Raw genomic sequence first — 10,881 nt, forward strand, 5'->3', positions numbered from 1 at the left:
ACCCTGACCCCGCCTCCGCCACGCCCGGGGCCCGCGCTCGCGCAGCGCGGGCCCCGGGCGTTCGCGTACCCCGCCCATCCCTCCAACCCCCGAGTTGAACACGTTCAAAGTCGTGCGCCATGATGAGGACGCGCGAGAACACCCCGCCGCGGCCCGCGGCGAAGGGCGGTCCCGTGCTGCCCCGTCACGCTCCGAACCCCCCTACCCGACCACGGAGTCGACCGTGCGACACCTGCTGCAACGCCACCCCTTCGCGATGCGCACCCGCTTCGCGCACTCGCTCGTCCTCACCTACGCCCTGCCGCCCCGCCTGCTCGCCCCGCTGGTGCCGCCCGGCCTCGCCCTCGACACCTATACCGACCCCGACGGCACCGAGCACGGCTTCGTCGCCGCCGCCGTCGTGGACGCCCGGGCACTGCGCCCGGCCGCCCTGCCCGCCCGCCTCGGCCGGGACTTCATCCTGACCGGCTACCGGGTCTTCACCCGCTTCCCGACCCCCGGCGGCCGCACCATGCGCGGCCTGCGCATCCTGCGCTCCGACACGGACAGCCGGATGATGGCGCTCGGCGGCAACGCCTTCTCCCGCTACCACTACCGGCACGCCCGGATCGGCACCCGGGTGGTCGACGGGACCCTGGAGTTCAAGGTGGTCAGCGGCGACGGCCGCGCCGACCTGCACGTGCGCGCCGACCTCGGCAGCGCCCCCGCCGCCCTCCCGCCGGGCAGCCCGTTCGCGGACGCCCGCGCCGCGCGCCGCTTCGCCGGCCCGCTGCCCTACACCTTCGAGTACGAGCCGCAGACCCGGTCGATGATCGTGGTCAAGGCCACCCGCGCCCACTGGGAACCCGCCCCGGTGGCCGTCGAGGTGCCCCGGCTCACCTTCTTCGACCACGGCCCGCTGGCCGGCAGCCGGCCGGTGCTCGCCAACGCCTTCCACGTCGCCGGCCTCGACTACGGCTGGCACGCCGGGGAGCGCCGCACCCTCACCGGAGCCGCCCGATGACCGCACCCGCCGCCTCCGTCCCCGCTCCCGCCCCCGGTCCCGTCCCGGACGGCCCCCGCCCGTCGGGTGTGCGCGAGGTCGTCCGCTACAACTGGCCGATGTACGCCGCCGGCGCGTTCACCGTCGTCGCCGGCGGGGTGCTGGCCCGCCGGCTGCCCGGCCCCGCCGCCGCGCTCGCCCGGGCGGCCGCCGCCACCGCCGCCGGGTACCTCGCCCTCGGCACCCTCGCCACCTGGTGCGTCTACGACCGCTCCGGGCTCCACAGCTACGACTGGCTGCCCGCCCTGCTGCCCGACGGCCCCGGCGACCACCTGGTGATCAGCACCGGCCTGGACGAGGCCGGCCGCCCGCTCGCCGCCCGCCACCCCGGGGCCCGCGGACGGCTCGCCGACCTGTACGACCCGGCGCTGACCTCCAGCGGCTCGATCCGCCGCGCCCGCCGCCACGCCCCGCCCGTCCCCGGCGGCATCCCGGCCCGGCCGGACGCCCTGCCCGCCGCGACGGGCACCCTGGACACCGTGTTCGCCGTCTTCGCCGCCCACGAACTGCGCCGGCCCGCCGACCGCACCGCCCTGTTCGCCGAAGCCGCCCGCACCCTGCGCCCCGGCGGCACCCTGCTGCTGGTCGAGCACCTGCGGGACGCCGCCAACACCGCCGTCTACGGCCCCGGCGCCTGGCACTTCCTGCCCCGGGCCACCTGGCTCCGGCACGCCGCCGAGGCGGGCCTGCACCCGGCCGCCGAACGCCGGATCGCCGGGCTGGTCACCGCCTTCGCCCTCCGGAAGCCCGCCTCGTGACCGGGCCGACCGGGCCGACCGGACTGACCGTACTGGCCGAACTGACCGGTACGCCCGGACTCCTCACCCTCGAAGCCCAGTTGCGCCTGGTCGGCGCCGCCCTCGTGACCGCCGGCCTGGTCCACGCCGTCCTGCCCCGCGCCATCGGCTGGCCCGCCGACCTCGCCGGCACCACCCTGCTGACCCGCCAGGTCTCCTACGCCCACCTCTTCTTCATCGGCCTCGCCTGCGCCCTGCTCGGCCTGCTCCCGCTCTGCCTGGCCCCCGACCTGCTCGCCGGCGGCCGGCTCGGCACCGCCCTGCTGGCCGGCCAGACCCTCTTCTGGGGCCTGCGCTGGCTCTTCGAGTTCGCCTACTTCTCGCCCCGCCTGTGGCGCGGCGACCGCCTGCGCACGGTCGCGCACCTCGGCCTCTCCGTCCTGTGGACCTGGGTGACGGCGGTCTTCGCGGCCGCCCTCTGGCACACGGTCTAGGAACCGACCCGCTTCTGCGGCCCTCACGCCCCCAGGTAGCGCAGCACCGCCAGGACCCGCCGGTGGCCGTCCACGTCCACCGGCAGGTCCAGCTTGGCGAAGATGTTGCCGATGTGCTTGTTCACCGCCGCGTCGCTGATGAAGAGTTCAGCCGCGAGCGTGGCGTTGGAGCGGCCCTGGGCCATCAGCGCCAGCACCTCGCGCTCGCGGGCGCTGAGGCGCTCCAGCGGGTCGTGCCGCAGCCGGACCAGCTGCTGGACCACCTCCCGGTCCACCACCGTCCCGCCGCCGGCCACCCGTTCCAGGCCGGCCATGAAGTCGGCCACCGCGCCCACCCGCTCCTTCAGGAGGTAGCCGACGGCCCGTCCGCCGTCCGAGTCCAACAGCCGTGTCGCGTAGGACTGTTCGACGTACTGGCTGAGCACCACCACCGGCAGCCCGGGGTGCTCCCGGCGCAGCCGGACGGCGGCTCGCAGGCCGTCGTCGCGGTGGTCCGGGGGCATCCGGACGTCCGTGACCACGAGGTCGGGCCGCTGCGTGCGCACGGCGGCGGCCAGGGCGTCCGCGTCGCCGACGGCGGCGAGGACGTGGTGCCCGAAGCGGTGCAGCAGGCCGACCAGTCCCTCGCGGAGCAGGACGGCGTCCTCGGCGACGATCACCCGAAGCGGCACGGTATCTCCACGTGGAGCAGGGTCGGGCCGCCGTCCGGGCTGGACACCCGCATCCGGCCGTCGACGGCGGTGAGGCGGTCGGCGAGCCCGGTCAGCCCGCTGCCGAGCGCCGGGTCCGCGCCGCCGCGGCCGTCGTCGGCGATCTCCAGGACGAGCAGGTCCGCGTGGTAGCGGCCGGAGACCCGGGCGCGGCCGGCGCCGCTGTGGCGGGCGATGTTGGTCATCGCCTCGCTGATCAGGTAGTAGACGCCGGTCTCCAGCTGCCGGGGCAGCCGGACGGGCAGGTCCAGGTCGACGGTGACCGGGATCGGGAACCGTCCGGCCTGCTCCCGGACGGCGGCGGCCAGCCCGTGGTCGGCCAGCACCGGAGGGTTGAGGCCGCGTACGATCCGGCGCAACTCCTCGTGAGCGGTGCCGAGTTGCTCCTGCGCCCGGGCCAGCTGCGGGCCGAGTGGCGAGCCCGGCGGGACGTCCAGGTGCATCAGCCCGAGGGTCATCCCCAGCGAGACCAGCTGCTGCTGCGCGCCGTCGTGCAGGTCCCGCTCGATCCGCTGCCGCTCGGCGTCGAAGGCGTCCACCAGTCGCGCCCGGGAGGCCTTCACCTCCCGCAGCCGCGCGCCCAACTCCGCGTCGCGCGGGGCGAGCAGGGTGCGGGCGAGGGCCGCGCGGGCGCCCGCCCAGGAGGTCACCGTGTACGGCGAGGCGAGCAGCACGAGGGCCCCGAAGACCGACCACGGCCAGGTGGCGCCGTCGAGCGACGAGAAGCAGAGCGCCGGCACCCCGAAGGAGAAGAGCAGCACCAGCAGGTCCAGCCACCACAGCGCGGCGGCCGAGAGCAGGGTGAAGCCCAGTTCGCGCCAGGTCACCGGTTCGGTCAGCCGGGTGGCCGCCCAGGCGCGCGGCCCCGGGGCGTCCGGCGCCCGGTGCGGGTCCTCCGCCGGGTCCAGGTCCACCAGCCGCAGCCGCCACCGCTCGACGGCCGCGACCGCCACCGCCGACAGCACCACCCCGACCAGCGGCGCCACCCCGACCAGCACCACCAGCAGCACCGCCCCCGCCACCAGGCCGGCGGCCAGCACCACCAGCGCCGCGGCCCCCACCAGCACCCCGCTGGCCAGGTACGCCAGCGAACGCCACGGCCACGCGGAGCCGAGGAAGCTCAACGGCCGTTGGGCCATCGCCTGCCATGCCGTTCTCGGACGCATGCGAAGAACGATAGTGGGGTGGTCCGTCGGGCGGGGTAGTGCAGGCACTACCTTCCCGGTGGTGCCCGGATCAGTGCCCCCGGTCCGCGGGTCCGCTGGAATCCTCGGCATGACGAACCATCGGGAACCCAGGGCGGAGCGGGGCGCCGCCGAACCGCACGGCGTGGTGGAGCTGCACGACGTCCGCAAGGTGCACGGCAGCGGCGAAGGGGCGGTGACCGCGCTCGACCGGGTCACGCTCGGCTTTCCGCGCGGCACCCTGACCGCGATCATGGGGCCCTCCGGCTCCGGGAAGTCCACGCTGCTCCAGTGCGCCGCCGGACTGGACCGGCCCACCGGCGGCCGGGTGCTGCTGGCCGGCCTCGACCTCGGCGCCCAGAGCGAGCGCCGCCGCACCGAACTGCGGCGCGGGCGGATCGGCTTCGTGTTCCAGGCGTACAACCTGGTCGAGTCGCTGACCGCCGCCCAGAACGTCGAACTGCCCTCGCGCTTCGCGGGCCGCCGGAAGGGCGGGACCGTCGGCCGCGAGGAGGTGGCCGCCGCGCTGCGCGCCGTCGGGCTGGCCGAGCGCGCCGGGCACCGGCCGAGCCGGCTCTCCGGAGGCCAGCAGCAGCGCGTCGCCCTGGCCCGCGCCCTGGTCACCCGCCCCGACGTGCTCTTCGCCGACGAGCCCACCGGCGCCCTGGACACCCGGACCTCCGGCGAAGTCCTGCGCCTGCTGCGGCGGTTGGTGGACGAGCAGGCGCAGACCACGGTCATGGTCACCCACGACCCGGCAGCCGCCGCCGTCGCCGACACCGTGGTCTTCCTCCAGGACGGCCGGATCGCCGACCGGCTGGACCTCGACGGCGACCACGCCCGCGCCGCCGCCGCCGTCGCGGCCCGCATGGCCCGGCTGGAGGCGTGATGCTGATCGTCGCCAACGTCCGTGAGCGCTGGTCGAGCCACCTCGCGTGCTGGCTCGCCGTGCTGGTCGGCGTCGGGCTGATCACCGCCACGCTGACCGTCCACGAGTCCGCCCGGCCCGCCGTCCAGCCCCGCCTCTCCGCCGCCACCGCCCTGGTGCTCCCGCCGCAGGCCACCGGCCGCGGCGGCAGTGCCGAGGACCGCGTCCCGTGGAACGCCGCCGAGGCGGGGGCCCTGACCGACCGGCTGCGCGCGGCGCCCGGCGTGGCGGCCGTCGTGGTGGACCGCGCCTTCTACGCCCAGGCGGTCCGGGACGGCAGGCCGGTCCCCGACGAGGGCGCGGCCGAGGCGGGCCACGGCTGGTCCTCGGCGCGGCTGGCCCCCTACCGGCTGCTCAGCGGCCGGGGGCCGGAGGCCGCCGACGAGGTGGTGGTCGACCGGTCCCTCGGCGTCCCGGCCGGCGCCCGGCTGACCGTCAACCTCACCGCCGGGCGTACCGAGTTCACCGTCGTCGGCACGGTGGACGGCCCCGGGTACTACCTCAGCGACGCCGCCGCCGCGCAGCGCGACCCGGGCGTCCGGACGATCGCCCTGCTCCCCGCCCCCGGCACCCCGCCCGCCCGCCTGGCCGCGGCCGCCCGTACGGCCGTCGGCGACCGGGCGGCCGTGGTCACCGGCGACGGCCGCGCCGCGCTCCAGCCCCGCCACGTCGAGCACCGGCGCTTCCTCGGCACCCAGGTGATCGCCGCGCTGGCCACCCTCGGCCTGTTCACCACCGGCTTCGTGGTCGCCTCGATGCTCGTCCTCGCCACCGGCCTGCGGCGGCGCGAACTCGGCCTGCTGCGCGTCCTCGGCGCCACCCCGGGCCAACTGCGCCGGATGGTGCTCGGCGAGGCCGCGCTGGTCGGCCTGCTCGGCTCGGCGGCGGGCTGCCTCGCCGGGCTCGCGGCCGCCCCGCTGCTGCGGGACGCCCTGCTGCGCCTGGACGTCGCCCCGCCGGGGCTCACCGTGCGGGTGACGGCCTGGCCGCTGCTCACCGCCGCCGCGACCGGCATCGGCGTCAGCGTGCTCGGCGCCTGGGCGGCGAGCCGCCCCGCCGCCCGGGTGGCGCCACTGCAGGCACTGCATGAAAGCCGCACGGGGGAAGGGCAGTTGGGCCGCACCCGGCTGATCGGCGGACTGGCGGTGCTCGGCCTCGGCACCGGTTGCGCGGCGCTCACCGCGACCGCCGCCGCGGACCGCCGGATCAGCCTGGCGATCACCGCCACCATGCTGCTGATCGCGGCGGCCGCCCTGCTCGCCCCGGTCCTGGTCGGCCCGGTGGGCCGGGTGGTGACCGCACCACTGCGACGGCTCGGTACGGCCGGCCCGCTGCTGCTGCGGGCCGGGCTGACGGCGGGCACGTCCCGCGCCGCCGCGGCGGCGGCACCGGTGATCGCGGCGGTCGGCTTCGCCGTGCTGCTCAGCGGCGCGGTGGAGACGATGCGGGCGGCCTACCCGGCCGGCCAGGCGCTGCGGCTCTCCGGCCAGGCGATCGTCACCAACGACGGCACCCCGGGCCTCACCGACGAGGCGGCCGACGCCCACCCGGTCGGCAAGGCCGCCCTGCCGACCCGCGCCTTCGTCCACCGCGCCGACGGGACGACCGTCGTGATCGACGCCCTCGGCTCCCGCGACCCGGCCTGGAGCCGGCCCGGCGAGGCGGTGCTGGGAACGTCCATGGCGCGTTGGCTGGGCGTGACGGCCGGGCAGCGGTACCCGGTCCGCTTCGCCGACGGGGCGACCGTCCCGCTGCGCATCGCCGGGATCCTGCCGGACGACCCGGCCCGCGGCGACTTCGTCCTCGCCCGGAGCCTGGTCCGCGGCCACGACCCGGCCGCGCTGGGCGACGACCTGTTCGTCCCGGCGGAGGCGGATCCGGTGGCGGTCGTCCCGGGCACGGCCGTCCACGACGCCGTCCGCTACGCCCTGGACGACTACGACACCGACGCCCGGCTGACCGACAGCCTGGCCGCCATGCTGATCGCCGTGGCCGTCGGCTACAGCGCGATCGCCACCGCGAACAGCACCGCCCTGTCCGCCCACGGCCGGCGCCGCGACCTCGCCGTGCTGCGCTCGACCGGCGGCACCGTCCGCCAACTGGTCCTGCTGGCCGCGGGCGAGGCGGCCGTGGTGACCGCGATCGGCACCCTGCTGGGACTGCTGGCCACCCTCCCGCCGCTGGCCGGTCTCGCCTCCGGCCTCGCCCAGAGCACCGGAGCCCCGGTCACGCTCCACCTCGACCCGGCGGCGCTGGCCTCCGTGGTCCTCGCCTGCCTGCTGCTGTCGGGCACGACCGCCGGCCTGGTGACCTGGCGGGTGCTGCGCCGGGCCTGAGCAACCGGCCCCGCGGGGCCCCGGCGCCTCAGGGGTTGGCCGGGAGGGCCGGGGCGCGGCGGGGCTGGGGCGGGAGGGTGAGGGTGAGGGCTTCGCGGGAGGCGGGTGGGAGGGCGAGGGCGGAGGCGGTTTCGGCGGGGAAGGGGTGGAGGCCGAGGAGGGCGGTGGTGAGGCGGGTGGTGGCGCGGTGCCAGTCGGGGAGGCGCTGGAGCATGGCGTGGCCGCTGCCGGTGACGGTGTAGCCGCAGACCCGGGCGCCCGCGGCGCGGCTGCGGGCGGCGAAGGCGCGGGTTTCGGCGGGCGGGGTGACGGTGTCGCGGTCGCCGTGCAGCAGGAGGACGTCCCGCCCGGCGAGTTGGTCGCACGGGTCCTCGGGCGGGCACCACGGTGCGAGGGCGACCAGGCCGGTGACGGAGGGGTGTCCGCCGGCCTGGAGGGCGGCGCGCCCGCCCATCGAGTGGCCGACCAGGACGGTCGGCACCGGCCCGAGCAGCGCGGTGAGTTCGTCGAGCGCGGCGGTCGCGTCCCGTGCGGCGTCGGCCCGTTCGCCGTTCCAGCCGCGGTGGCGGTAGCGGACGGTGCCGATGGCGACCCCGTCCCGCGCGGTCGCCCTGGTGAGCGCGCGCAGGAAGCCGTGCATCCGCAGCAGCGGGAGGTTGAGGCGCCCGGGCCGGGCGACGTTGTGCTCCTCGCCGCCGTGCAGGACCAGGACGGCGGCCCGGGCCGCTTCCGGTCGGACCCGCCAGTGCAGCGCCCGGTGGTCCACCGCGTGCTCCGCCGCCGTACCGCCCACTTGCCGCACCGTCCCGTCCGTCCCGCCCCGTGGCCCGTCCCCCCGGACCGCCACTGTACGCGTGCGGACGGCCGGAGCATTCACCCGAGGGGACCATCCCGGGCACCGGGCGCGCGCGGCCGGGGCGGGCGCCTGCTATCCACGAAGGGTGGGGGGCCGAAGCGCCCGCTCGTGGCGCCGTGTCACCGAGTGGAGGACTCCGTGGCTCAGCAGCTCGCACTGTCCGTCGATTTCGGGTCGGGCTTCACCGAGGCCTGGTCGAAGATCGCCAAGGTCATTCCGCAGTTCATCGCCTTCCTGGCGATCCTGGTCGTCGGCTGGTTCGTGGCCAAGGCGATCGCCAAGATCCTCGACCGGGTGCTGCGCAGGGTCGGCTCGGAACGGGTCGCGGAGCGGTCCGGAGTGGCCGCCCACCTGCAGGGTTCCAAGTACGACATGACCGGCATCATCTGCAAGGTCGTGTACTACATCGTCCTGCTGATGGCCCTGCAGCTGGCGTTCGGCGTCTTCGGCTCGAACCCGATCAGCACGATGATCCACAGCATCGTCGCCTGGCTGCCGCGCGGCATCGTCGCCGTGGTGATCGTGGTGGTCGCGATGGCCATCGCCAACGCGGTGCGCGACATCGTGGGCAGCACGCTCTCCGGCGCCTCGTACGGCCGGACGGTCTCCACCCTGGTCTGGGCGTTCATCGTCGGCCTCGGCGTGATCGCCGCGCTGGGCCAGGCCGGGATCGCCACCTCGATCACCGGGCCGGTCCTGATCGCCGCGCTCGCCACCATCGCCGGTGTGCTGGTGGTCGGTGTCGGCGGCGGCCTGATCATCCCGATGCGCCAGCGCTGGGAGCGGTGGCTGGACGGCGCCGAGCGGGAGACCGCCCGGCTGCGCGGCACCGCCTACCAGGCCGGCCGCTCCGACGCGCTGTCCAACCAGCCGGTCCGGCCGACCACCCAGACCGGTCCGGGCACCCCGCCCGCGCCGGGCATCGAGGGCGACCAGAACCGGTAGCCCGCCGCACCGGGCGGTCCGGGAGGGCCTGCCGGGGCTCAGACCCCCAGCAGGCCCTGCTCGCGGACCAGCCAGCAGATCGCGGTGAGCCGGATCACGGCGTAGTCGTGGCCGACCGGCTCCCGCCAGCCGATCTCGGCGAGCGCGTCCAGGAAACCCAGCGCGTAGTCCGACAACTCCTCACGGTCCAGGGGCCGGGGCGCGAGCTCCGGCCCCTGCGCGTACAGCAGCTCCCGCAGCATCGCCGCGTGCTGGTCGACCGCCGCGACGAAACCGGGCTCGAAGGCGAACTCGGCCAGCCGGGGCGTGAAGGCCGTCACGATGCCGGGCAGCGGACAGCCGGCCGGCTCGTCGGGGGAGCGCCGGAAGGACTCGTCGGGGGTCGCGAACATCCGTCCACGGTAGGCGACCCTCCGAGCGGGAACGGGCGCCCGTGACGGTTCCGTACTGAGACCTTGGCCACCCCTGCCGCCCCACCCGGCCGGATCGGAAACGGTCCGTGGCGCGGCGGACGCGCTGTGCCGATCACCGGTCGGTCCGTACCAGAATGGCCGGCATGGATCTCCGCGTCTTCACCGAACCCCAGCAGGGTGCGAGTTACGACACCCTCCTCAAGGTCGCCCGCACCGCCGAGGAGCTCGGGGCCTTCAGCGCCTTCTTCCGCTCCGACCACTACCTGAAGATGGGCGACGTCGACGGCCTGCCCGGGCCCACCGACGCCTGGATCACCCTGGCCGGCCTCGCCCGCGACACCAGCACCATCCGCCTGGGCACCCTGATGACCGCCGCCACCTTCCGGCTGCCGGGCGTCACCGCGATCCAGGTCGCCCAGGTCGACGCGATGAGCGGCGGCCGGGTCGAGTTCGGCCTCGGCGCCGGCTGGTACGAGGCCGAGCACACCGCGTACGGCATCCCCTTCCCGAAGGAGAAGTTCGGGCGGCTGGAGGAGCAGCTGGCGATCATCACCGGGCTGTGGAACACCAAGCTCGGCGACACCTTCGACTTCGCCGGCGAGTACTACACGCTGACCGACTCGCCGGCCCTGCCCAAGCCCGCCCAGGAGCACGTCCCGGTGCTGGTCGGCGGCCTCGGCCCCAAGCGCACCCCGGCCCTGGCCGCCCGCTTCGCCGACGAGTTCAACCTGCCGTTCGCCTCGGTGGACGACACCGCCGCCCAGTTCGGCCGGGTCCGCGCCGCCGTCGAGGCGGCCGGGCGCTCCGCCGACGACCTGGTCTACTCCAACGCCATGGTGGCCTGCGTCGGCCGCGACGACGCCGAGGTCGCCCGTCGGGCCGCCGCGATCGGCCGCGAGGTCGACGAGCTGAAGGAGAACGGCCTGGCCGGCACCCCGGACGAGGTGGTCGAGAAGATCGGCCGGTACGCGGCGGTCGGCAGCGAGCGGTTCTACCTCCAGATCCTCGACCTGGACGACCTCGACCACCTGGAGCTGATCGCCTCCCGGATCGCCCCGCAGCTGGGCTGACACCCGCCGCCGGGCCTCGGCGCCGCCACGCTCCGGGCCCGGCCGCGGTCGTCCGTACCCGCTCCGACCTCCGCCCTTTACTCGTTCTTGGGAATGAGCGATGCTCCTCGAAGGGGAACGGCGGGGGGAGACCGGGTGAGTGGGACGCGAACGGTGCGGACGGCGG

Annotated in this window: 11 protein-coding genes; 7 read left to right on the plus strand and 4 right to left on the minus strand. The window is 76.1% G+C overall.

Translation table 11 applies throughout. The features are described 5' to 3' along the window. Positions 1-223: 223 nt before the first annotated feature. From ACFRQN_RS37130 to ACFRQN_RS37140, 3 genes are read left to right on the plus strand one after another with little or no spacing between them, the layout of a single operon-like run. Positions 224-1,003, plus strand: a complete 780-nt coding sequence (locus ACFRQN_RS37130) for a DUF2071 domain-containing protein (RefSeq protein ID WP_220450150.1) — start codon at positions 224-226, stop codon at positions 1,001-1,003. Continuing rightward, a complete protein-coding gene (locus ACFRQN_RS37135) occupies positions 1,000-1,800 on the plus strand; it encodes a class I SAM-dependent methyltransferase (protein WP_380744968.1) in 801 nt (266 codons plus the stop codon). Before ACFRQN_RS37130 ends, ACFRQN_RS37135 begins: the two co-directional genes overlap by 4 nt. After that, on the plus strand, positions 1,797-2,273 hold the full coding sequence (locus ACFRQN_RS37140) for a hypothetical protein (RefSeq protein WP_380744970.1): 477 nt from the start codon (positions 1,797-1,799) through the stop codon (positions 2,271-2,273). Before ACFRQN_RS37135 ends, ACFRQN_RS37140 begins: the two co-directional genes overlap by 4 nt. A 23-nt stretch (positions 2,274-2,296) precedes the next feature. Here the strand turns inward: ACFRQN_RS37140 and ACFRQN_RS37145 are convergent, their stop codons facing one another. Together ACFRQN_RS37145 and ACFRQN_RS37150 are read right to left on the minus strand one after the other, a co-directional pair. Beyond that, positions 2,297-2,944, minus strand: coding sequence for a response regulator transcription factor (locus ACFRQN_RS37145; protein ID WP_049659228.1), 648 nt, complete (start codon positions 2,942-2,944; stop codon positions 2,297-2,299). Beyond that, a complete protein-coding gene (locus ACFRQN_RS37150; RefSeq protein ID WP_380744973.1) occupies positions 2,929-4,149 on the minus strand; it encodes a sensor domain-containing protein in 1,221 nt (406 codons plus the stop codon). Before ACFRQN_RS37150 ends, ACFRQN_RS37145 begins: the two co-directional genes overlap by 16 nt. Before the next feature lie 109 nt (positions 4,150-4,258). On the opposite strand from ACFRQN_RS37150, the gene ACFRQN_RS37155 reads away from it, so the two are divergent. Together ACFRQN_RS37155 and ACFRQN_RS37160 are read left to right on the plus strand one after the other, a co-directional pair. Continuing rightward, a complete protein-coding gene (locus tag ACFRQN_RS37155) occupies positions 4,259-5,056 on the plus strand; it encodes an ABC transporter ATP-binding protein (RefSeq protein ID WP_380744975.1) in 798 nt (265 codons plus the stop codon). Then, on the plus strand, positions 5,056-7,431 hold the full coding sequence (locus ACFRQN_RS37160; protein WP_380744977.1) for an FtsX-like permease family protein: 2,376 nt from the start codon (positions 5,056-5,058) through the stop codon (positions 7,429-7,431). The genes ACFRQN_RS37155 and ACFRQN_RS37160 overlap by 1 nt, the downstream gene beginning before the upstream one ends. Before the next feature lie 28 nt (positions 7,432-7,459). Here ACFRQN_RS37160 and ACFRQN_RS37165 read toward each other — a convergent pair whose 3' ends face one another. Continuing rightward, on the minus strand, positions 7,460-8,224 hold the full coding sequence (locus ACFRQN_RS37165; RefSeq protein ID WP_198959500.1) for an alpha/beta hydrolase: 765 nt from the start codon (positions 8,222-8,224) through the stop codon (positions 7,460-7,462). Between the two features lie 201 nt (positions 8,225-8,425). Between ACFRQN_RS37165 and ACFRQN_RS37170 the strand changes: the two genes are divergently transcribed. Continuing rightward, positions 8,426-9,232, plus strand: coding sequence for a TM helix repeat-containing protein (locus ACFRQN_RS37170; RefSeq protein WP_049659068.1), 807 nt, complete (start codon positions 8,426-8,428; stop codon positions 9,230-9,232). A gap of 38 nt (positions 9,233-9,270) precedes the next feature. Here the strand turns inward: ACFRQN_RS37170 and ACFRQN_RS37175 are convergent, their stop codons facing one another. Further along, positions 9,271-9,624: a DUF6401 family natural product biosynthesis protein gene (locus tag ACFRQN_RS37175; RefSeq protein ID WP_049659067.1), complete on the minus strand. Its 354-nt coding sequence runs from the start codon at positions 9,622-9,624 to the stop codon at positions 9,271-9,273. 164 nt (positions 9,625-9,788) lie between these two features. Between ACFRQN_RS37175 and ACFRQN_RS37180 the strand changes: the two genes are divergently transcribed. Beyond that, positions 9,789-10,715: an LLM class F420-dependent oxidoreductase gene (locus ACFRQN_RS37180; protein ID WP_049659071.1), complete on the plus strand. Its 927-nt coding sequence runs from the start codon at positions 9,789-9,791 to the stop codon at positions 10,713-10,715. Positions 10,716-10,881: the final 166 nt, after the last annotated feature.

It is taken from the genome of Kitasatospora sp. NPDC056800 (assembly GCF_042789775.1).
Lineage (GTDB): Bacteria > Actinomycetota > Actinomycetes > Streptomycetales > Streptomycetaceae > Kitasatospora.

Coding starts and splice junctions, on each gene's coding strand:
- ACFRQN_RS37155 (WP_380744975.1), top strand. CDS start 4,259: ATGACGAACCATCGGGAACCCAGGGCGGAGCGGGGCGCCGCCGAACCG.
- ACFRQN_RS37160 (WP_380744977.1), top strand. CDS start 5,056: ATGCTGATCGTCGCCAACGTCCGTGAGCGCTGGTCGAGCCACCTCGCG.
- ACFRQN_RS37150 (WP_380744973.1), bottom strand. CDS start 4,149: ATGCGTCCGAGAACGGCATGGCAGGCGATGGCCCAACGGCCGTTGAGC.
- ACFRQN_RS37135 (WP_380744968.1), top strand. CDS start 1,000: ATGACCGCACCCGCCGCCTCCGTCCCCGCTCCCGCCCCCGGTCCCGTC.
- ACFRQN_RS37180 (WP_049659071.1), top strand. CDS start 9,789: ATGGATCTCCGCGTCTTCACCGAACCCCAGCAGGGTGCGAGTTACGAC.
- ACFRQN_RS37175 (WP_049659067.1), bottom strand. CDS start 9,624: ATGTTCGCGACCCCCGACGAGTCCTTCCGGCGCTCCCCCGACGAGCCG.